Source organism: Dyadobacter sp. (assembly GCF_017744695.1).
In the GTDB taxonomy this organism is placed as follows: Bacteria; Bacteroidota; Bacteroidia; order Cytophagales; family Spirosomataceae; genus Dyadobacter.
On sequence record NZ_JAGIAS010000005.1, the window covers coordinates 1 to 21,779 of the forward strand.

Consider the following 21,779-nt stretch of genomic DNA (forward strand, 5'->3'; position numbering starts at 1 on the left):
GAACAAAGGATTGAACCAATGCACAATTGTCACACCATGTACCCAGTACAAGCCACTCGGCCGCCCCTCCGGGAAATGCATAATTCGAAACCTTCCCCAGATACTCGGGCATCGTCGGCGGATTGCCCGGCACAGCCGAAATCGTGTTATTTACAACCCGGTCCCATTGCGGATACCCGGTTTCCGTTTTACGATATACGTAATAGCCGGTCCCGTTATAATGCTCCTTATCAAATAGCGGCATTTCAAAATTTTTGATGCCCATTTGATGCGCCAGCAAATTGGTGTAGTTGGTTTGCTGACTTTCGCGAGTAATACCGCCATTCATCACGCCGGCGGTCAGGCCTCCTCCGAATGCGACCATCTCCATCGCTTGTCCCGGTTTCAGGATACGTCCAAAATCGGCCAATGGGTTTGGTACCGACAGCCATTCTTCGATTTTGAGCTTCGGTTGCCGCTCAATATTATCATGGATCATCTCCGGATGCTGGCCCATCGGATGAATGCGCATAAAAGGCCCGTTTGTCCGTGCCGAATCTTCGGCCGTAGCTGTTACGAATGGTTCGCCGGGAACCGGTTCAGGCCAGCCGCTGCTGGGCTGATTGCACGCGGCAAGGGTTAGCAGGAACAACATTTTCTTCATAGCTGGTTTGTTTTGGGTAAAACATGCAGAAAAGGAATTGAACAGAGGCCCGCGGGCAGCAACGTCAATACTGCCCCTAATACAGGCTAGCATTACCGCTGCTGATACAGATACTAGAAGAAGTAGTTGAGTCCTGGCTGGTAGAATTAATGACCATCAAGTGTGTTGCAATACAAACGGATTCGCTCTTTAAAAGCAAGAAAATTGTAACCGAATGTCCAAACGGTTATACAATTATCAAACGGTGAAAAAGGGCCTTAGCAGTTAAAATTCCAGACTTCTGTCATCGTTTCCCGGAAGAGGGCGTTCAGTGACGCCGTGTCAGGCAAGGTCGGCGGCGGGAGGTCTTTGACATGCTCTTTAAAAAATGCGATCCGTTCGGTCAGGAAATCGTGTAACAGGGGAATGCGGGGTTCTTCGCTCAGTTCTTCGCCGGATGATTTTCTGATTAGCAAACTGTCGATTTCGCTTCGCAAGCGGGCGTCCGTTACCTGGCTGTCGAGGAGTTTGATAAACTCGGTAGGCGCCATTGTGTCCGTTGCGCGTATCCAGTCGCACGCGAGGATGGGACGCAGTACGTAGAAGTATTTTTTCACCCGCACCATGTCTTTGAGCAGGTAGTCCTTATAATTCCCCTCCGCCATGCTGAGGTAATGGTGCAGGCAGGAACGCGGACTGAAATATTGCTGCTTCAACTCTCTTAACCTCGCCGCCGTCGAAAACTGTTCGCGGTAAACGATTGGACTATCGAGCCATTCGAGCATGGGCGGGTTCGATTTCCTGAAAAGCCGCAATGCCTTCCGCAGCTCCCAGCCGGCCAAATCGATGTCGTTCGGCAAAATCTCCTCCTGATTATCCTTCTTATCGTCGATCTGCAAATACCACTCCGGTCGGTGCACATAAATATACCGCACATCCCAATCGCTATTCACCGAAGCAAACCCCCAGGCCCGGCTCCCGCTCTCGACGGCGTAGAGGATTCGGATGTCGTGCTGGGCTTCGAGGCGGGATAGTTCTTGCTGGATTTCGGTGGTCATGGGGGGAATGTACAAGTAGTAGTTAGCGGCAATATAATGGTTTTCAATATCGTTTGGCCTCGCGAGCGTGCACGATCATTGTTTGATTTTCTTAGGTGCACTGAGTATCATTGTTTTTCGGACAAGTTTTTCGCTGATTTACTGGCTTATTTACACCACCGATTTGTCTGGATTCACCCGTTTAATAACGGTAACGGCCGTACTGCGCGTTTGCTTTTGAATGCTGCTGCGATGATCAAAGGGTTCGAGCCGATACAACTGTATCATCGGGAAGGGGAGGCGAGGGTAAAATACATCGACGCATTGAGATTGGCCGATGGAGGAGATATTGAGGTACTTACTGCGCTAATCCTTCGAGAACTCACGCCCTTTTAACTCTGCTTCCCTCAATAAGGCGATCACGATGGCTTTAACCTGCGACTCTGGCACCTGCTGATTTTCCAGAGCCATGCTGCCACTTACCGATTTGGTAACCATCGCGGTGACGTAGGCTTTTTGACGGAGTTTGGCGTATTTTTCGAATAGTTTCATGGTGTTAAATATACTCAAATGTGTAGCGATAAGCAGTCAATGACTGCATACATAAGCAAAAATATCATCGGTTGCGGTCATACACTAGTATAAAAGATGCGATATTCAACAAACCCGTCAATTCACCTTTGATTTAGGAGCTTTTGGTAGACCATATCGTTTTTCATGTCTTTCAATTTCATTTGCTACTATTTTCCAGTGATTTCGTACCTGCTTTTTAATGGATTTTGAATGGCCATCTCCCATCATATGACCAGCATTTTTTGCGTACGATATATAATTCCCCCAAAAAACCTTTCCATCTATTTTCTTTCTTTTTGCACCTAAATGGGTCTTTTTTCTAAATATCCCTGCTCTAAATATCCAATCATCCTTTTTGATGTTTGCGAGTTTATTTTTTTCTAACTGCACTTTTGCATAGAATGCTCTTCGACGAATCGCTCGTTTGAGACCGCGGTAGTATTTGGAAATACTACTGTTTCTAATTCTAATGCGACTTCCATCAAACTCGAAACCAAGATAGCCAATGGATTTACTTACGGTTTGCCCTTGCGAATCAGCGGCGTTTATGGTCCAACTGTCGGTAGATGAGCTACGGCTAAGGTTAGCTATGATAGTTTTGTCGTCCTGTATTTTCAAGTTTAGCTGCCTCTCAACAATATCTTTGACTGCATTTATGACATTCTCAACTTGATCTGTTGGGCAAACGAGTAGAATGTCGTCAGAATAACGACGGTATTGGCCTCCAAGCGGTGAGATAATTTTAAGGATTTCGATGTCGGATTGAAGAAAATATAAATTGGACAAGACTGCACTTATCGGAGTTCCCTGAGGAATCCCTTTTTTGTCATCCTTAGATCCATACCTTCGTAGTAATTTGTTCGAGTATACTATTGATCTAAACTGTTGAAAGGACTCAAATAAAGACGCCCTTTTTGATTTATTGACTAAGTTTAAACTTCGTTTGTCAAAGTTAGGTAGCAATGGGATCAGTTCTTCTAAATCTATGTAATATGGCCTAGTAATCGCTTTAAAAACTTGGTAGTCACCTTTCGGAAGCAGCAATTGGTTAAACAACCGACCCCAAGCTGATTTTAGGACAGAGTGATCAAGAGTATCAAAGAAACTCGCTACGTCAAGACACACCACAGAAACGTTATTCGCATTCTGATTTGAAATGAACTCGAAAACCTCTCTTGCGAAATCGATCGTGCATTTATTTCGACGAGTGTTGGACTGAATTGCGCGATAGCCAATTACTGAATTGCTGAGATTTATGTCTGATTCATAAAACTCATTTAACCTTTTACTTATTTTGTCTGCGTAAAATGCGAAAATCTGCGCATCAAGATGGTTTGCGTAGTAAATAGGCCTAATTTTTGCTTTATAAGCTCTTCCAATTTTACCGCTTTCTAGTTTTTGGGAGCCATCACGCTTGTAACGGTGATTAACTATTTTATAGTGAAGTAATGGAGAGAAGCGATGGGTTGCAACGTTCTCGTCATTATTGACGTAGGTCGAAATGTAATGTTTGGTTCTCTTTTTTGATTTACGACCAAGTCTCGGTGAAATATGAATATAGGGTCTTAGACGTAGCCAATCTTTCATAATTCATTTGCTGGAATAAAAGTGTTGGTTGGTTAAAAGCGACGCTATCCTTTATTCATTATCTGAATGCAGCCAGTTCGTGTCATAACGCCCTTACGGGCACGTCTTTTGGAACATGAACTTCGTTACACATATGAACACCCAGATCAACCTGAGCACCATGATAACCGTTTCACTTTATTTCTTAACGGGCGCTCCAATGTGGAACCCGAATGATATAAGTACCACCTACCACATTTAGATAGGGTATCTTCAACCTAAGGTGAAGTAACTCAAACACTGTACTGCGGACTTAACCAACCAACGTCGCAAATTACGAACTAGTTTGTGTAAGTTAAGTAACTAAACCACAAGAAACTTAGGTTTCACCCCAAATTTGCTTTCTTCGACAAAACTTCCGAATATTCGCATTCCCTATAAATCGTAAGCATATGAAAAATCTTAGAAGAGTTGCCCTGTTATGGTGTGGGTGTGGCGAAAGTCCCCCGGACGCCCTTACGAGCGTTAGGACACCTTAGACAGGGCTTTTTTTAATCCCTTAAATCGTAAGTCTCATGAACAAACAAACACCCCCCGAATCCCAGGATTCGGCCGCACTCGCCTACGGCGAACACGTCAAAACCTTACTAACCATGAACGATCCCAAGGAATGGGTCGAGGATCTTTGGACGATTTACACCGGTTTCATGGTCGCGCAAAGCGAGCTCGGGCATAACCCGCATGCAAGCGACCTTTTCTGCACATTCCGTGAGCTGGTGTTCTTCTTCCAAAAGCTCGAAGAGCGAAAAGCAGCGGCGTAACACCGAAGGATAATCCGTAAAGCACATTTGAATCACTCACGTTCCGCTATTTCCTCAAATACGAAAAATGGAGACCATCCGGGTAGCCTCCATGTAAATCCATTAGCCGCGCAAAGTACTACTGCGCCCCGTCGATGCCCGATTTCGAAGTCTTTTTCTCCTCAGGCGCCTTGAACTTCGCATTCGAAATCTTTAAAACTACCGCATTAGGCCAAGTCCGGTTCGTGTAGAATCGTTGCCCATTCACCGCGCTCACGGCCAGGCCGAGCGGGGTGGGAGCGGAGCGGATCGAAGCGTCGAAATTGTTGACGTATTCCACCAGCTCGCTGCCGTAGCCGAGTACCTCGACTTTGGTAGAGGCATTGCCCTCGATCATCGGGAAGAGGAATTCGCGGCGCTGGCCGTATTTCCATTCGTCGTCGCGCTTCTTTGTTACGAATGCGTAGATAGCTTTGTCGTCGTTGGATTGCGTGAACCAGATGTCCTTGTCGTGGATGATGGGCAATGGTTTGACGGCGTATATGGATTCTCCGTTCGCGAAGTTCCACAGGGCGATTTCGCGCAGGAGCGCTTCCTGTTCGATCTGAATTTCGCCGTTTGGTTTCGGGCCGACGTTCAAGAGGAAGTTACCGCCCTTAGCCCGGATTTCAATAAGCATGTTGATGATCTCGGTGCCGGATTTGTGCGGGTCGTTGGTCGGTTTGTATTGCCAGTCGGTGCCCATCGTGTAGCAGGCCTCCCACGGGCGGGGCGACGCTTTGTCGGGGATGTTCTGTTCAGGCGTGTTCATAGCGTCGCGCGTGATCACGAGCTCGGGTTGCAGGCTCCACGCGTACTCGCGCAGGCCGTCGCCGGGGCCATCGAAGAACATAATGTCGATTTTGCCGTAGTTGGTGAGCAGTTCCCTGATCTGCGCCTTGTCGTATTCCATCAGTTTGGGATTATTCATCGGGAACTGTCGCTTATCCTGCAACCGGCCGAGCGGAATATTGTTTTGGTGGAAAAACAGAAAATCTTCCGGCGAAAAATACAGTCCGATAGCAATGCCCTGCTTACGGAATGCCTCAATGATCTCTTTCGTGACATCCCGTTTGAAAGGCGTATTTATCACATTGAAAGCCGTCGTTTTGGTATCGAACATGCAGAAACCGGCGTGGTGCTTGGTCGTGAAAACGACGTACTTCATTCCCGCCAGCCGCGCCATCGTGGCCCATTCGTCTGGATCGAACTTTTTGGGGTTAAAAAACGTCGGCAGCTCCTTCATGTACCGATTGATATAATCCTCCGAAGCCCCGGCCAGCGAGTGGCTGATCACCGTCCCGAGTGACACGTCCACATTCCAGTGAATGAACATCCCGAAACCCAGGTCCTGAAACCATTTGACACGGTCGGGTTTGTTGGTGGTTTGCTGGGCATAGCTGCCGGTGGCGAGGCCGAGCAGGAGGAAGAAGGTTAAGAGTCGTAGGCGCATTGTTTTGTGAGGTCTTTTTGGAAAGATTGGATTTGCCGGGTGTGATACTCTGTATTGGGAATGTTTTTTGAAAATAGACAAAGAATCCATCGCGGGATCCGACGTTTGTGAAAATTTGTAATGAAATAGTGCTGAAAAACGCGTTATTAGTGTAAACCATCTACACTTCATCTTCATGAAAAATCACCTCCTTTCTCTGCTGCTCTGCCTTGCGATCGGTGTTCGAGCATTCGGACAGGCCGACGAGATTTACAAATTGACGTTCAGCGATCCGTCAAACTTTGATATCATGAACAGCCTGTCGCACAAGCAACCGAAGACGATCTTGATTTCGAACATCACGGATGGTTGGGATTATACTGTTTTCTGGAACGGGTTTGTGGGCGGAGAGACGCAGGAGCAGATTGATACGGAGACCAAAACAAGTCGCCACGAGTCTTATGACCCAGCGTATTTGTTCAGGGATCCGGAAATGCTGAAAGCCATCAGTACCGCCGAACGCAAGTCGCTTCGAAAGCGTACCCTTGTTTCCACATCTGAAAAGATTAATTTGAAAGGCACTAATTATCACACGGTGGCGTCGATCGAAGAAGTGAAGGGCTTTTGTGTGTCAACCACTAAACCCATTTTCACTTCGGATGGGCGCTACGCATTTATCAGACTCTTAGTTTACTTCGGCGGGCATTATCAGATCGACGGTGCTTGGTATGGCGACTTTGGATCGACCACGATCGTATACCAGAAGCAGGCGAATGGTAAATGGAGGAAGTTCAGGAAATATGATCACTTAATTTTGTAGCGCAACCAAGGGGTGAAGCATTTACTGGATTATAAAACCAAAAAGGCTATGAACAGAAAAATCGCAATGGTGAAGCGGCAATTTGACATGAAGACGCATGATCAAGCCAATGAAGATTTAGAATACTGGCTTACCAAAACACCACAGGAAAGAATTGCGGCGGTCACTTTTCTGGTTAACCAACAACTGAAACCTGGGCAAAAAATGGATAGAACTGTGTTTATTCGCAGAAAATTAAAGTAATCGCTATGTCAAACCTTTGCGCTTATTCCCTCGCCATTATGCCCCCGCCAATCATCGCTGAGGATGTTCGTGGTTTTAAACTAAACCTCCGAGACGCCATCGGTAAATCCTACGGCAGCGCCAACGCCGATGGCCACATTTCGCTGGACGGCTTCGACGCCGCAGAGGCTGATTACCCATTAATCCTCGCCGAATATACCAGGCTGATTTCCCCATTAACCCCTTTCCAACTCAATTTCTCCGGCTTCTCCGACTTCGACCGGGCCAATTTCTCCGCATTTTACATCAAACCGACCGAAGATTCGTGCGACGCCATCCGTGAGCGCACGCAAGCGATCATGAAGGGTTTCGACAAGAAATTCAAAAAGCAGTACATGCAGAAGTGGGCCGACGAATCGAAAAACCCGCACATGTCCATCGGTCGCAGGCTCACGCAGGAGTGGATTGCATTGGCGTATTCGATCTTTACGGAGTATGAAGCAGGCTTTCTATGCGAGTCGTTCGCGATCCGGAAGTACAACGAGAAGCGCCGGCAGTATGAAGTGATTGATACGATCCCGTTGCTGGGACGATCAGCGATTGGTGAGCAGATTAGTTTGTTTTAATCTAACTGGTCACTATACGTCGTGAGCGACGCTTTTCAAATATGGCTTTGCTCTGAGCATTTGAACATTGTCGTACTCTTCGACGACGGCCGTATCTTCTTTTGGTACAATACCCTGCGCGATCCATTGCAAGACTGTTTCGGTATTATCTATTCCAAATCTGCGGCAATATTCCTTAACTGTCACCCACTCGGTCATATCAACGGCCACTCCTTGCTGTAAAAGATATTCGCTGGTTTCTTTGATCGCGCGGTCGGCCTGCTGCATTAAATTGAGGACTCTTGCCCGGAATTCTTCTTTGGTTTCCATATCAAAAGTGTTTTATGTCAGGCACCCCGTTCGAGTTCGTTGATCAACTCTGTCAATAATAAAATTGTATCTAATATTTTGTCAACTTCTTCTCGTGAAAGCGACTCAGACTGGTCTTTAAGAGCCTGTTTTAGTGCAGCTCTCATCATTTTGAGTTCGAAGAGGGTCATTGATTACCTATATCAAATTTACAAACTACGGTTCGACATAACAAGGCCTGCCGTTTATGAAGAACTTATTAGAGTTTGAAACTGATTAGATTTCGTCTTATTGCTGCAAGGAAATGATCAAGAAGCCAATTATGATGATCAGCCGGTGGTTTAATTGCCAATGCCTTTGCGCCGCGAGCGCGTATGCGCACATAAAACACCAGTGGCAGGGAGTATAGCAATAACCTCCCTGCCACCGGATGTTTACCGATTTACCGTTGACCTATGATCACCGGACTGCTGGTGATGCTACCGTCCGTTTTTGTGATCTGTAAAACATATAACCCGCCCAAAATGTGACTGGTTTGGATGACAGCTGTCGGGCGGGACGTTTGAAAAACTGCTTTACCCGTTTGATCCAGAAGTTTTAGAGAGGTAGTCGTCCTCAAAACGGCGTCGCTGAGGTGTAACCGGTCTGTGGCAGGGTTTGGATAAAACAATGCGTTTTGAGCGCCATCAAAGGTCAGCGCTTCAATTTTGCTGTATGCGAATGTACCGTCATTATCCACCATTTTGAGGCGATAGAGATTCTGGCCGGCGAGTGGTGACTTGTCAAAAATGTAATAGGGCGTGGTGACGCGGCTTTCGTTGGCGGCTTTTACCGTTTCAAGAGTTACCCAATTGCGTCCGTTGGCGCTTCGCTGGATGTCGAAATGGCTTGAATTGGTTTCTTCGGTAGTGGTCCATTTCAAATGTGCCTGCCCTTCGTTTTGGTTTGCCGAAAAGCTGGCAAGTTTTACGGGCAGGGCGCTTTCGAGAGAGAAGCTGTACGCGGCGCCGGGATAGGCTAATGCATACGGGCCGCCATTGTGCTCCTGGACGGAACCTACAAGGATCAACGAGTCATTTAATGCCACCGCATTTCCAAAATACTCATCGATATCTCTATCGGGGGCGTGAATTTTTGCTGTTTGCCCCCAATTTCTTATGCCGCCACGGTTTTCAGAAAAAACCCATGTTGCACCTGCATTTTTCACAGAGTCCTCGTTTTTGTAATCAAAACTTTCAGTATAGCCGCCTACTAAAACCGAACTTCCTTTAACGGCAACTGAAACGCCAAAATAGGAGGAATGATTTCTCACATTTGCGGTCAATGTCTTTTCTAGTCCCCATTGGTCAACGCCTCCATTGTCTTTGGAGAAAAGATATGCGGCACCTACACCATAATCTGATGACTCAGTATTGATTCTCTCATTCGGAGAGCCTATGACAACCCGATCCCCATCGATAGAAATGCCGGAGCCGAAGGTTGCGTTTTCCATTTTAACCGGAGCGGTAAATTTTTTCACCAGCCCCCAATTATCTGCTCCGCCCTGGCTCTTTTTGTAAATGTAGGCAGAACCGGAGTGCTGGAGTGCCGGGCCAGTTCCCGAGTTATCGTCGGAATAAGCGCTTACGACCACGTATTCGCCGCTTATGGCTACTTTCCCGCCGAAAGAGCTGAAACTATTTCCGGCTTGCGGAAGCAAAGTTGCCACAGGGCCCCAGGTGTTGGTTCCACCCGCATTTTTTTCAAATACGTAGGCTCTGGCCTCATAATATGCGCCGGCAACTATATGATCGCCGTCAATGGCCACGCTGCCGCCAAAGTATTCGTATTGTCGGTTGGGAGACGTAATTTTCTTAACGAATCCCCAATTCCCCGGGCCGCCCTGATCTTTCGCATACAAGTAAGCAGCGCCGGCACCTTGCACCGGGTTTTGTTCGTTGGCGTCAGTTTTGGATTCGGATCCGATGATCATGTAGTCGCCCTTGATGCAAACAGACCTCCCAAAATAGTTAAATGCGGCTCTGGTAGGAGGATAGATTTTTTTGATCTGCTTCCATGTACCGTGGTCGTTGAAGAACAGGTAGGCGGCGCCGGCCGACTCTAACGCAGGCTTGCCATCACCGGCACCATCGTCGACAAAGGCACCTATTACTGCATAATTTCCCGAAATGGAGATATCATTTCCAAACGCGCCGAGTGTAGTCCTGTCATTTGCAACGACTTTCATTCCGGGCTGCCAATTCTGGCCGAAGGATACAGAGGCCGGTAAAATAAATGATAAAAGGAAGAGAGGTCTTTTAAGTAGGTAGAAAAATGAATGCATATTAAAACTTTAAAGATAGAGAGGTGAGTAAGTAACTGTTATTAAACTATCTGCAAATTAAGACAAAATTTCTGAGCTGGTGCAGTAACTAATTCCTTTTGATAATCGCCGGAATCCTCATGCACATTTTTTTTGTTGAAGAGCCTTGATTATGCCTTGTTTTATGCCAGGTTAATTATTCAGGGCTGTATACACATGCTTTTCAACTCCCTTCACTTTATTGTTTTCTTTTTATTTGTTACGACTACTTACTACACACTGCCCGGGCGCTGGCGTTGGTTTTCACTCCTGACGGCCAGCGCCTATTTTTATGCCTCGTTTATTCCCGCTTACCTGTTGCTGCTGGGTATTATTATTGTTTTCGATTACCTGGCAGGAATTTGTATTGAATCGCTTTCGGGCAGGCTGCGGAGAGGAATGCTTGTGATGAGTATTTTAGCGAATGTCGGGTTTCTTTGCTTTTTCAAGTACTTCGATTTCCTGAATGCCAACGTTGCCGAAGTGCTTGGCTTTGCAGGAATCGGTTATACATCGGAGGCATTGACGGACTGGTATCCCGGACTTGCATTGCCGATCGGCCTGTCGTTTCACACATTTCAATCGATGAGCTATACCATCGAGGTGTACCGGGGAAATCAGCGAGCAGAGCGTCATTTTGGTATCTATGCATTGTATGTGCTCTTTTACCCGCAACTGGTGGCAGGTCCGATCGAGCGCCCGCAGAATGTGTTGTGGCAGTTCAGGGAGCGGATGGATTTCGACTGGGGCAATCTTCGGACGGGGCTGTGGTGGATGGTCTGGGGAATGTTCAAAAAAGTAGTGATCGCCGACAGGCTTGCATTGGTAACCGATCCGATATTCGCCCATCCCGAGACACAGCATGCGGGCAGCCTGGCCATTGCCGCTGTGTTTTACAGTATCCAGATATACTGTGATTTTTCGGGTTACTCGGACATTGCGCTGGGCGCGGCCAGAACCATGGGGTTCAGGTTGATGGTCAATTTTCGCTCGCCCTATTTTGCCCGCTCCATTGCCGAGTTCTGGCAGCGATGGCATATTTCACTCTCAACGTGGTTTCGCGATTATGTCTACATTCCGATGGGCGGTAATCGGTGTGGGAACATCCGGACTTATGCAAACCTGCTGATCGTCTTCCTGTTGAGCGGGTTATGGCACGGTGCCGACTGGAAATTCGTGGTATGGGGAGCGATCCACGGCGTACTGTTGATCTTCACGCGCGTAACGGGCGCAGGGGTATTTGATTTTGCACGCTGGCCAGGGTGGCTTCGAACAGCGCTTACCTTCACGGCGGTGACGCTCGCATGGATTTTCTTCCGCGCGCATAGCATAAGTGACGCGCTCCTGATCATGCGTACGCTGGCGACGCCTGCATTATGGGCTTTGCCTGTTCTACCGATCAGTAATGGTGAAACGGTTTTCAGCCTGATGCTGATAGTGCTGTTATTTTCTAAGGAATATCTGCTTCCAGATTACGTACCTGCGCCGAAGTCATTCTGGCCGTCACTCGGCGTGGCAACCTTGCTATGTTATCTGTGGGGCGTGTTTGGGAGTAACCAATTCATTTACTTTCAGTTTTGAGTCATGAAAATCCTGTCTTTTTGTTTGCGTATATCCATTATGGTGGTGTCTGGCGTGGTGCTCTGGATAGGCCTGTCGGACCGATTGCAACGTAAGTTACATACCCGCGGCTTCATACCGGACCAATACCGATTCGGCGACCTCTATAATATTTCCAATTTGAAACAATTCAAGGAAACACGATGGGTTAAAACCGACGGGTTAACCGATTGGGATAAGCCGGTGCACCGTTCAAAGAACGTTGATCTGTATACGATAGGCGATAGCTTCACGACAATGGACACGAGTTACTACGCCGGTCGCCGTAACCGTCACATCTGGCTCGGTACCGAAGTGGATACCGTTTCGCTCGATCCCGATGTGCATTCTATCCTCGTGATCGAGGTGATTGAGAGAACGATTCAGGAACGGCTCCGGGAAGATTATGCTGAACTTTATATCCGGCGTGGTTTTCAAATCCGGGGCAAATGCAGGAAGGTTCCCGTTGCTGTTGCCGAAGCCCGCGGGCTGTTTTGGGAAAATGCATTAAATCGCGAGATCAATCAACGCCTGGAATTTCTGCTTTTTAATTCGAATATGGCCCTGAAATGTAAGGAAATAAAAGCCGGGCTGATGTTATCATGGTTCGGTCGCACCCATCCGGGCTCGCTCATCTCGCGCGACAGGCAATTCCTGTTCTACGAAATTGAAGCGGACCCGCGAAGCAGCTTGTCGCCTTTCACGCCGTTGGCCGACGCCGATATCGATAGTGTGGTAGTCAACATGAACCGGATTCGCGCGCACTATCTCGATGCGGGTTTCTCAGAAGTATATTTCTGTCTCATTCCGAATAAAGTGACCGTATGCGAACCGGCTCGCCACCCACATAACAACCAGATCCCGCGCATTGAACAAAACCCGCGCCTGAAAGCCCCGCTCCTGAAATTAGGCGACCAGCTCCGGTGCCATCCCGAATGGTTTCATAAAAGCGACGGCCATTGGAATGCCAGCGGGAAGCGGTTATGGTTGAAGTATGTGAATGAAATGGTCGCGGTGTGGTCGCATTGATATGCTGCAAATGCTGCGCACGCACTATTTATACAACCGCTGGCAATTCTCGCAATAATAGCTCCGCCGCTTCGTAAGGCCGAGGTATTCCTTATGAAACGGGATGTTACACCGCGGGCAGATTTTCTTCGTGTGTGCCAGCCAGTGTTTCTTTAAAGTGAATTCCTTCTTCCATTCCAGGAAATCGAAGGCATAGTTTCGGGTTTCTTTGACCATTTCCTTCAATTTAGTATCGGGGATTTCACCGAGCGTACTGAGTGGGTGCGTCCGTATGCGGAAGAGGACTTCGTTTTTGATAATGTTACCGCTGCCGGCGAAAATGTCCTGGTCTAGCAGGGCGTCGCAAGCCAGCATTTTGGGCTTTGCCTTTAACTTTTTGAATGCAGCGGTCGGTTTCCAGTTTTCAGACATAATATCGGCCGACCAGTCGTAGATTTCATCGGCCGGCACCTCGATCAGCTTTATGGACGAGGTATAGAAATTCAATTCGTGTTTATCGAAAATCAGGCTGAGCCGCGGTGGTGTTTTCTTTTGCTCGTCGATGAGGTAGGAGCCAAAGAGCATGAAATGGATGCGGATGGTAAAATTCTTGAAGCAGATCAGGAAATGTTTTCCCCACGACCGGAAATCGGTTACTTTCTCGCCGACCAGCCGGTCCTTATCGATTTTTGCATTGCCTTCTACATGGCGAACAGGCTTCCCTTTCAATCCCAGCTTCTCAACGGCTTCCCTCAAAATAACAATAGATGGTCCCTCGGGCATAATGTGTTTCGTTTTCAAGCACTGATGCTAAAAATGTGCCAGAGAAAGGAGGAAAGGGGTTTTGCCTTTTCCCTTCTCCCATTCCTCCCTCCTCTGGCATCATTCTTGTTGCAACGTCTCGAAAAACATCTTCAGTTATGCGCAATTTCATGATTACCATTGCTTCCACATCGGAAGAGAATATCTTGACTTTTGAAAGACACATTATCGAATCGGAGACTTATCCGAGCCGGTCGTATATCACCAACGTCGTCAATCGCGGCGGGCCGGAACAAGCTCGCGAGGAGGTAATTTCGATCGTCGAGCTGAGCGATCAGGATGTGAAAGAATATGAAGGGGTCGGGTAGAAGGGCCCCACACCGTAAGCCTTACTGATCATTACTGACACTTATTATGGGATTATTTTTCAAAAGTCGCAAGCAGGAAACCGCTCCTGAATTGCCTGAATGGCTCTCCGCACGTGACGGTTTTCCCTTCTATATCAAAGCCCCGATGGTGCTCATAGGGCTATATTTGTTTTTCAATATTCTCAACCTGTTGCAGGAGATCATCGTCCCGTTTGCATTCGCCGGGCTGATAGCCGTGTTGCTTAATCCGGTTTATAACCGTTTTCAGAAATGGAAATTCAATAAGATCGTCGCGATTGTGCTCACGATTTTCCTTGCTGTTCTCGTGGTAGGGGGGATCATGTTTTTCCTGTCGTCGCAGATTGTCCAGTTCGGTGATATGATCCCTCAACTCGAAAAAAAGACGATCAAACTGTTGGGGAATTTGCAGGAATGGCTTTCGTCCACATTCGGGATTTCGACAGAGAAGCAAATGGCCATGCTCGACGAAGCGATCAATAACAGCCGTGCCTACGTGGGCAAGACGGTGAATACGCTTTTTGGTATTATCAGCTTTTTTATACTCATTCCGCTCTATATTTTCCTGCTGCTGTTTTACAAGCCATTGATACTCAATTTTATATTTGAGGTTTTTGATGAGAATAATTCCGAACAGGTAGCTGAGATTTTGCAGGAAACCAAGGGTGCGGTGCAAAGCTATATTGTGGGGCTGATGATCGAAACGACGATTATCGCGACGCTGAACTCCATTGCATTGCTCATTTTGGGCGTACAATATGCGCTGTTGCTGGGCGTGATCGGTGCGATCCTGAATCTGATCCCGTACATAGGCGGCATTATCGCTATTGCTTTGCCGGTACTCATTTCGTTCATCACAAAGGACGGATACACCACACCGTTACTGATCATCGGTGCCTATACGGTGATCCAGTTTCTGGATAACAACATCATCGTACCCCGCGTCGTGTCTTCCAAAGTATCAGTCAATGCATTGATTTCCATTCTGGTCGTATTGCTTGGCGGAACGCTTTGGGGCGTGAGCGGGATGTTCCTGTCGATCCCGTTCGTAGCGGTATTGAAAATCATTTTCGATCGTATCGACGAGCTGAAACCATGGGGTAAGTTGCTGGGCGACACCATGCCCGATGATCCGCCCGCGAAGGTGGTGAATCCGAACGAGGCGGAGGATAAAGAGCGGACGTTGTTCTGAAAATCAAACCGACAGGCATTCGAGCGAATGCCTGCCGGTTTTTTAAGGAATATATTAATCAATAATCCAGTTTTTTGATCGTGCCGTCGCCAAGGCTGAGGACGTAGAAGGTGCGGTCGCCCCAACGTTTGATATCGGTTGGTCTGTCAAGTCCGCTGAACAATACGGCTCCATCTTCGTTCAACACCGAGCCAGTATTGGGTTTGAAACCCGGAGGATTGCCCGGGCCGCCGGGAGGCATCGTGAAATCGGCGTAATGCAACAGCAGCGGCTTGTTGTTGACGGTCAGCACCAGGTGGGTAAGCGTTGTAAAGCCCGATTTGTAAGGGACCATCACACCCGCAGTGTTCACTTTGTAGAGATTTGCCGAGCCCGGCGAGAATGGAAACCCGGTGAGGCTGCTCAACACAAAGTGAGTACCGTCGAATACGATGCCGGTCGGAACAGGGTCCCTGTTAGGCGCAATGGGCGGAAATGTGGTGAACATGTCCAGAATATGGTTGTTCTTATCCCGTTTGATCACGGCATTTGCCCCTGCATCGACAATGTAAAGGTGCCCGTCCGGCCCTTTGGTAAGCGCAAATGCATTGGAGTTATTGTCAAACGTAAGGTTTTTGGTTGCCACAAATGCCCTGATATTTTCGGTAGTTAGCGTGGCCTTGTCTTTGGGTAAACTACCTGCCAGTACGCTGGCCACATCTATCACATACAGTAAACCCTCCACGCCGTGGAGCAGGTATAATGTGCCGTTGTCATAATACAAGTGACTGATACCCTCTACATTACCCTGATTGACAACCGATGTGAAATTGGTAACGACCGTAGTTTTGGCACCTTGGGGCGTGATCATCACCAGTGCACCGTCGTTGTTGCCAGTACCGCCTTCGGTGACCCAGAAACGCCCCTGCTCGTCGATCACCATTCCAATGGGCGCACGCAGGCTGCTAACAAAGGGAGAAACACTGAATTGGGTAGGTTCGGGAACCGGTTCACCGTGGTCGGTACAGGCGTCGATGGCGACCAGGCCTGCCATCAATACAAATGCAATTAAAGAGAGGAAATGCTTTTTCATCGCGGTTGAGTTTTGAGTGAACAGTGCAGAATAGCAACAATGGTAGGAGTTGTGAGCAAAAGTAGGAGTTTGGCTTACTTTACTATTGTATAAATGCGTCATTGTCAATGGAATTGAGTAAGCGGTAAAGTTTGTAACTTGCGATCCATAAATCCACCACCAAACCGCTCATGAATCAGGACATTCGCCAGCCGTTACCGGCCGCTTACCTTTCTATCGACGAGGCTACGAAGGCCTCGGGGTTCACAATGGCTTCCGACATTTACACCTGCTCGTTACTTAAAACCCTGGCGGCGTCCAAGCCTGGCGGCAAGTTCCTCGAACTGGGTACGGGAACGGGCCTGTCCACCGCCTGGATACTGGACGGCATGGATGCGCATTCCACGCTTGTGTCGATCGACAACGATGCCCGATTTCTCGAAATCGCTGAAAACCATCTCGGTGGCGACCCGCGCCTCACGCTCGTGCATACCGACGGCGAAGACTGGGTGCATACGCATCTCGGCGAACGATACGACTATATTTTTGCAGACACCTGGCATGGGAAATACCTTTTGCTCGATGAGGTGCTCAACATGCTCAACCCGGGCGCATTTTATATCATCGACGACATGCTCCCGCAGCCCAACTGGCCGGAAGGGCACGATCAGAAAGCGTTGAAACTCATCGAGTATCTCGATGGCCGCTCGGACCTGTCTGTGACCAAACAGGTGTGGGCGACGGGCATCATTCTGGCCGTTATGCTTTGATCAACGCCGTTCTCCCAATCATCTCCTGAAATCGCCCTCTGGCTCAACCGGAGAGTGATTTGTAACTTTTTGTGGTTTGTGTAGGAGTAAATTAAGGGTTCTGTTCGCTTGACTTTGATAATTGTAAGATGATCTTGTAATGATCAAAGATTTAGTACTAACCCTTAAATCTTAGCTTATGTGCCAAAACCATGGAGTAGCTTACATCCGGCCCGGCGAGGTCGAAGTGCAGGAAATCGAGTACCCGAAGCTCGCGTTGGGCGACCGCAAATGCGAGCACGGCGTGATTCTGAAAATCGTTTCTACCAACATTTGCGGCAGTGACCAACACATGGTCCGTGGGCGTACCACAGCTCCTGCAGGGCTTGTGCTCGGGCATGAGATCACGGGCATTGTGATCGAAGCCGGGAGGGATGTTGAATTTATTAAGGTCGGCGATCTGGTGTCGGTGCCTTTTAATATTGCGTGCGGTCGCTGCCGCAATTGCAAGGAAGGTAAAACCGGTATTTGCCTGAACGTGAACCCTGCACGCCCGGGCGCCGCGTACGGGTATGTGGACATGGGCGGCTGGGTAGGCGGGCAAGCCGAATACGTAATGGTGCCTTATGCCGACTTCAACCTTCTTAAATTCCCCGACAAAGACCAGGGCATGGCCTACATTAAGGACCTAACCCTGCTTTCCGATATTTTTCCGACTGGCTTCCACGGGGCCGTCACTGCGGGGGTAGGGCCGGGCTCGATCGTGTACGTCGCGGGGGCCGGTCCGGTCGGACTTGCTTGCGCAGCCTCCTGCCACTTGCTCGGCGCAGCCGTCGTGATCGTGGGCGATATGATCCCCGAACGGCTGGCTCAGGCTGCGAGCTTCGGCTGCGAAGTGATTGATCTGACGAAGGACACGCCATTGGAGCAAGCAATCGCTGAAATCATCGGTGTGCCGGAAGTGGATTGCTTCGTCGATTGCGTCGGCTTTGAAGCCCGTGGGCACGGTACCCACGCCGTCGAAGAGCGTCCCGCTACCGTCCTGAACACCGCCATGGCTGTCACCCGCGCCGGCGGCGCTATCGGTATTCCGGGCCTTTACGTTACCGGCGACCCCGGCGCCCGCGACTCAGCGGCCAAGGAAGGTAGCCTGAGTATCCGTATCGGTCTTGGCTGGGCTAAATCGCACTCGTTCTACACCGGCCAATGCCCGGTCATGAAATACCATCGCAACCTGATGAATGCGATCCTGTACGATAAAATCAAAATCGCCAAGGCCGTGAATGTGGAGGTGATTACCTTGCAGGACGCGCCGAGAGGCTATGCGGATTTTGACAAGGGCGCGGCGAAGAAGTTTGTAATTGACCCGCATGGGATGATTGTTTAATGAGTTGAAATCAAATGCAAAGCGGCTCCGGATTTTGAGATCGGGAGCCGCTTTGTGTTTTTGAGAACACTGCTATTCGCTAGTGAAGCCATTTGATCATTAAGCAATTCAGTTTGCACATTTATCCCAGTAAGACGTCCTTTTCCTAATAGTTCCGCCTTGTATTCATTGCTAATTCTCTCTAACATGGGGCTTCCTAAGATGCTAAGTCGATATGAAAAACCTTGCAAGAAATGCCCTGTTATGGTGCGGGCCAGCGAAAGCTCCTGGATGTCCGCTTAGCGACATTAGGACACCTAAAACAGGGCTCATCATTCATCCTTAAATTCTAAGCGAATGACAACATCATCAACAACTTTTGAATCTTCCGATTCAAGGCTCCTTGCGTACGGGCGCGAGGTCAATGCATTACTAAGCAGCGATAGCGCCGATGGTATGGCGGATGAGCTCTGGACGATGTTCAGCGGCTACATGCTCGCGCAGAAAGAACTGGGTCATTGCCCGGAGATCGCCAATACCTTTTTCACATTTAAAGATTTGCTGCTCTTTTTCGAGAAAATCGAGCGGATACGAAGTGCCGGTTAAAATGTTTTGAGAATGAAATTTGTGTCACAAAAAATTATTAAATTTGTGACATAATTAAATTGATATTTTATGAGTCAATCAATTCATAATAAAGTATTTAATAGAATTGTTAAGACAAAGCGCGGAAGAGTATTTTTGACAAGTGAATTTGCTGACTTGGGAGGGGATACTGCTACCAGAAAGGCGTTGTCACGGTTAGTGCAAGAAGGAGTACTGGAACGGCTGGCGCAGGGGATCTATCTTTATCCTAAGACGGATCCTGATTTTGGGGTACTTTATCCCTCAGCCGAGACTATTGTGAAGCACATAGCCCGTCGCGATCACGTGCGAATTATTCCCACCGGGCCCGCTGCTTTGAATCTGGTAGGGTTGTCTACGCAGGTAGCGATGAATTTAGTATACCTGACCGACGGAGCGCCGAGAAAATTGAAAATTGGGATGCAAACCGTTGTCTTTAAGGCTACAACTGCTAAACGGGTAGCATTTAAAGGGTATCTCACCATGCTTGTTGTGCAGGCTTTGCGGGAACGTGGGCAAGATCGTGTTACCGAAAGAGATTTGAAGCGTGTTAAAGAATTATTACAACGTGAAGATGAGAGGGTTATTCGGCATGATCTGAAACTTGCGCCAACCTGGATTGCCAAGCTTTTAAAATAGTTTTTCATTTATTAACACACACATATTATGAATGAACGGCTGAAGGCGTCGCTGACACGCCGTGTAGAAATCCTTGACTTTGTCAGTCAAGCGACCAAACTACCCCCACAAACTGTTGAAAAGGATTGGTGGGTCACCCTAGCACTTTTCGCCATATTCAGAACTCCATTTGCACAGCACTTGGTTTTCAAAGGCGGTACTTCGCTCAGCAAATCCTGGGGGTTGATCGAACGCTTTTCGGAAGATATTGATCTGGTGCTTGACCGATCCGCATTGGGTTTTGAAGGCGAGTTAAGTAGAACCCAGATCGCCAAACTTCGGAGGGCTTCGTGCGCATTTATTTCGTGTGCTTTCAGGGATGCAATCCATAACCAGATTAGCGAAATAGGTGTTACAAGCGATGCATTCTCGCTGGACGCCGCGTTCTCCGAAGATTCAGATCGTGATCCGCAGATTTTACATTTGCGTTATCGATCGGATCTTGAGATCGGGGTTTATTTGAGAAATGAAGTACTGATCGAAATTGGTGCGCGGTCGCTTCGGGAGCCTGCAATGCCGACGCCGATTACGTCAATAATCAGTCAGGTGCTGGGCGAAAAGACCATTGCGGGCAGGACCTTTGATGTGCTGTCGGTGATGCCGGAGCGTACATTTCTTGAAAAGTTGTTCTTGCTGCATGAGGAGTTCTGCAAACCGGCAGATAAGATCAGACATGATCGTATGTCGCGACATTTGTACGATCTGGAAAGAATTATGGATACAGATTTTGGCTTGAATGCATTGTCTGACCACGCGCTGTACCGGACGATCGTCGAGCATCGCAGAAAGTTTAATGCAGTGAAGGGAGTAGATTACGACTCACATTCCCGCCGGAGTATTTGCTTTATTCCGGGCGAGAACGTGATAACAAGCTGGGAGAAAGACTACCGATCAATGCAGGAAAATATGATTTACGGGCAGTCGCTTCCCTTTTTAAAGTTGATTCAGAGGTTAAAAGAGCTCGAAGAGCGCATTAGAATTATCAATTAAATCCACACAAAAGGATCCCCGGACGCCACGTGCGTCACTTTAATCCCCGAAATCTTCGGCTGTAACCACTCCACAAAATACTCCATTCCCGGCTCTTCGCTCACGGCGTGACCGAGCACGATCAATGCCATTTTTGAGCCCAGTAGCCGCCCGTCACGGGCATATTCGACACCTTCCCATTCGGGCGTTTCGCCCACGATGAGTACATCCGGCTTTTCGCCAACGGCCACCGATACTTGCCGTTGGCCACCGGCCGCGCCGGGCATAATGGCGAGCTTGGAGCAGGATTGGCTCAGGTCACCGATCACACGGAGTTTCTGGATGCCCAGTCTGGTTTTGAGGTGCTTTACGAGGTCTCCAAGCGAGGTCGGGGGGATAGTCAATGCAGGAGATTCGTTTTTATAGTACTGCGTCCAGCCGGCTTTTTTCACGACGCCGTACCGTATCGCATCCGGTTTGAGGGAATGGCAGTGATCGTGGAAGCGCCAGACGGCGATTTTATGCTTTTCAAGCAATGCCTGTTTCTGTTTCACGACTTCGTTGCCTTTTACCCATTCCGTATCGTCGCGGTGGTTGTAGAACGTGGGTTCGTGAGCGATGATGAGGTTGGCTTTCAGTTTGGCGGCCTGTTCGATGACGGTAGCCGTGGCGAACATCGTGGTAACAATGCCGGTCACAGCTTGGTCGGGACTGCCGGATTTAATGGTGTCGACGGTGTCCGGGATCGGTTTCAGGTTACCTTCTTTGAGAATCAGGTCGATGATCTGCTGGACGGTATATGCCTTCGGGCTTGCGCCGAAGAGCATTTCAGGTGTCAGCAATGTGAAAGCACCGGCGGACAGCGCGGCCTGAGCCAGGAAGCTACGTCGGTTTGTGAGGTCAGATGTTGTCATGGGACGTCGGGAATAGTCAGGTATTGTCAGGTGTTGTCAGGAATGGTTAGGTATTGTCGGGACGGTCAGATGTTGTCAGGAATGGTCAGGTATTGTCAGGTGTTGTCAGGAATGG

Annotated in this window: 23 protein-coding genes and 1 pseudogene; 14 read left to right on the forward strand and 10 right to left on the reverse strand. The window is 48.5% G+C overall.

Going from position 1 to position 21,779, the window contains the following annotated elements; genetic code table 11:
• Positions 1-643: pseudogene (locus tag J7619_RS18350) on the reverse strand (hypothetical protein); the annotation flags it as partial.
• Between the two features lie 257 nt (positions 644-900).
• Positions 901-1,680 carry a nucleotidyltransferase domain-containing protein gene (locus tag J7619_RS18355; protein ID WP_291201671.1) on the reverse strand — a complete coding sequence of 260 codons (780 nt, stop codon included), beginning with the start codon at positions 1,678-1,680 and terminating at the stop codon, positions 901-903.
• Between the two features lie 36 nt (positions 1,681-1,716).
• Here J7619_RS18355 and J7619_RS32290 point away from each other — a divergent pair, with 36 nt between their 5' ends.
• The gene (locus tag J7619_RS32290) at positions 1,717-2,055 is read left to right on the forward strand and encodes a Fic family protein (protein ID WP_409012746.1); all 339 of its coding nucleotides are present in this window, start codon (positions 1,717-1,719) and stop codon (positions 2,053-2,055) included.
• Here the strand turns inward: J7619_RS32290 and J7619_RS18360 are convergent.
• Both J7619_RS18360 and J7619_RS18365 read right to left on the reverse strand, forming a co-directional pair.
• Positions 2,026-2,211 carry a hypothetical protein gene (locus tag J7619_RS18360; RefSeq protein WP_291201674.1) on the reverse strand — a complete coding sequence of 62 codons (186 nt, stop codon included), beginning with the start codon at positions 2,209-2,211 and terminating at the stop codon, positions 2,026-2,028. The genes J7619_RS32290 and J7619_RS18360 overlap by 30 nt on opposite strands.
• A gap of 117 nt (positions 2,212-2,328) precedes the next feature.
• On the reverse strand, positions 2,329-3,819 hold the full coding sequence (locus tag J7619_RS18365; RefSeq protein ID WP_291201677.1) for a reverse transcriptase domain-containing protein: 1,491 nt from the start codon (positions 3,817-3,819) through the stop codon (positions 2,329-2,331).
• A 554-nt stretch (positions 3,820-4,373) separates the two neighbouring features.
• Here J7619_RS18365 and J7619_RS18370 point away from each other — a divergent pair.
• On the forward strand, positions 4,374-4,619 hold the full coding sequence (locus J7619_RS18370; RefSeq protein WP_291201680.1) for a hypothetical protein: 246 nt from the start codon (positions 4,374-4,376) through the stop codon (positions 4,617-4,619).
• A gap of 118 nt (positions 4,620-4,737) precedes the next feature.
• Here the strand turns inward: J7619_RS18370 and J7619_RS18375 are convergent, their stop codons facing one another.
• Entirely contained in the window at positions 4,738-6,090 is a 1,353-nt protein-coding gene (locus J7619_RS18375; protein ID WP_291201683.1) for an alpha-L-fucosidase, read from the reverse strand.
• A gap of 175 nt (positions 6,091-6,265) precedes the next feature.
• Between J7619_RS18375 and J7619_RS18380 the strand changes: the two genes are divergently transcribed.
• From J7619_RS18380 to J7619_RS18390, 3 genes are read left to right on the forward strand one after another with little or no spacing between them, the layout of a single operon-like run.
• Positions 6,266-6,889: a hypothetical protein gene (locus J7619_RS18380; protein WP_291201686.1), complete on the forward strand. Its 624-nt coding sequence runs from the start codon at positions 6,266-6,268 to the stop codon at positions 6,887-6,889.
• Positions 6,890-6,937: 48 nt separating this feature from the next.
• Complete coding sequence (locus J7619_RS18385) at positions 6,938-7,132, forward strand: hypothetical protein (protein WP_291201689.1); 195 nt, start codon at positions 6,938-6,940, stop codon at positions 7,130-7,132.
• Positions 7,133-7,137: 5 nt separating this feature from the next.
• Entirely contained in the window at positions 7,138-7,737 is a 600-nt protein-coding gene (locus J7619_RS18390) for a 2'-5' RNA ligase family protein (protein WP_291201692.1), read from the forward strand.
• A gap of 12 nt (positions 7,738-7,749) precedes the next feature.
• On the opposite strand, the gene J7619_RS18395 is transcribed toward J7619_RS18390, so the two are convergent.
• Entirely contained in the window at positions 7,750-8,046 is a 297-nt protein-coding gene (locus J7619_RS18395; RefSeq protein WP_291201695.1) for a hypothetical protein, read from the reverse strand.
• A gap of 421 nt (positions 8,047-8,467) precedes the next feature.
• Complete coding sequence (locus tag J7619_RS18400) at positions 8,468-10,252, reverse strand: T9SS type A sorting domain-containing protein (RefSeq protein ID WP_291201698.1); 1,785 nt, start codon at positions 10,250-10,252, stop codon at positions 8,468-8,470.
• Positions 10,253-10,543: 291 nt separating this feature from the next.
• Here J7619_RS18400 and J7619_RS18405 point away from each other — a divergent pair, with 291 nt between their 5' ends.
• Positions 10,544-11,947: an MBOAT family protein gene (locus J7619_RS18405; RefSeq protein ID WP_291201701.1), complete on the forward strand. Its 1,404-nt coding sequence runs from the start codon at positions 10,544-10,546 to the stop codon at positions 11,945-11,947.
• A 24-nt stretch (positions 11,948-11,971) separates the two neighbouring features.
• Entirely contained in the window at positions 11,972-12,994 is a 1,023-nt protein-coding gene (locus tag J7619_RS18410; protein ID WP_291201704.1) for a hypothetical protein, read from the forward strand.
• A gap of 24 nt (positions 12,995-13,018) precedes the next feature.
• Here the strand turns inward: J7619_RS18410 and J7619_RS18415 are convergent, their stop codons facing one another.
• Positions 13,019-13,756, reverse strand: coding sequence for a DNA-formamidopyrimidine glycosylase family protein (locus tag J7619_RS18415; RefSeq protein ID WP_291201707.1), 738 nt, complete (start codon positions 13,754-13,756; stop codon positions 13,019-13,021).
• A gap of 137 nt (positions 13,757-13,893) precedes the next feature.
• Between J7619_RS18415 and J7619_RS18420 the strand changes: the two genes are divergently transcribed.
• Entirely contained in the window at positions 13,894-14,103 is a 210-nt protein-coding gene (locus J7619_RS18420) for a hypothetical protein (RefSeq protein ID WP_291201710.1), read from the forward strand.
• A gap of 46 nt (positions 14,104-14,149) precedes the next feature.
• Positions 14,150-15,313, forward strand: a complete 1,164-nt coding sequence (locus J7619_RS18425) for an AI-2E family transporter (RefSeq protein WP_291201713.1) — start codon at positions 14,150-14,152, stop codon at positions 15,311-15,313.
• Positions 15,314-15,371: 58 nt separating this feature from the next.
• On the opposite strand, the gene J7619_RS18430 is transcribed toward J7619_RS18425, so the two are convergent.
• Positions 15,372-16,385 (reverse strand): ScyD/ScyE family protein, encoded by a 1,014-nt coding sequence (locus J7619_RS18430; protein WP_291201716.1) that lies wholly within the window; start codon positions 16,383-16,385, stop codon positions 15,372-15,374.
• 170 nt (positions 16,386-16,555) lie between these two features.
• On the opposite strand from J7619_RS18430, the gene J7619_RS18435 reads away from it, so the two are divergent.
• From J7619_RS18435 to J7619_RS18455, 5 genes are all read left to right on the forward strand, one after another.
• Positions 16,556-17,134: an O-methyltransferase gene (locus J7619_RS18435; RefSeq protein ID WP_291201719.1), complete on the forward strand. Its 579-nt coding sequence runs from the start codon at positions 16,556-16,558 to the stop codon at positions 17,132-17,134.
• A gap of 178 nt (positions 17,135-17,312) precedes the next feature.
• Positions 17,313-18,500: a formaldehyde dehydrogenase, glutathione-independent gene (gene fdhA, locus J7619_RS18440; protein ID WP_291201721.1), complete on the forward strand. Its 1,188-nt coding sequence runs from the start codon at positions 17,313-17,315 to the stop codon at positions 18,498-18,500.
• A 336-nt stretch (positions 18,501-18,836) separates the two neighbouring features.
• The gene (locus tag J7619_RS18445) at positions 18,837-19,085 is read left to right on the forward strand and encodes a hypothetical protein (RefSeq protein WP_291201724.1); all 249 of its coding nucleotides are present in this window, start codon (positions 18,837-18,839) and stop codon (positions 19,083-19,085) included.
• Between the two features lie 69 nt (positions 19,086-19,154).
• On the forward strand, positions 19,155-19,742 hold the full coding sequence (locus J7619_RS18450) for an AbiEi antitoxin N-terminal domain-containing protein (RefSeq protein ID WP_291201727.1): 588 nt from the start codon (positions 19,155-19,157) through the stop codon (positions 19,740-19,742).
• A gap of 27 nt (positions 19,743-19,769) precedes the next feature.
• Entirely contained in the window at positions 19,770-20,771 is a 1,002-nt protein-coding gene (locus J7619_RS18455) for a nucleotidyl transferase AbiEii/AbiGii toxin family protein (protein ID WP_291201730.1), read from the forward strand.
• On the opposite strand, the gene J7619_RS18460 is transcribed toward J7619_RS18455, so the two are convergent.
• The gene (locus J7619_RS18460; RefSeq protein WP_291201733.1) at positions 20,768-21,664 is read right to left on the reverse strand and encodes a Nif3-like dinuclear metal center hexameric protein; all 897 of its coding nucleotides are present in this window, start codon (positions 21,662-21,664) and stop codon (positions 20,768-20,770) included. The two genes, J7619_RS18455 and J7619_RS18460, sit on opposite strands and share 4 nt — an antisense overlap.
• Positions 21,665-21,779: the final 115 nt, after the last annotated feature.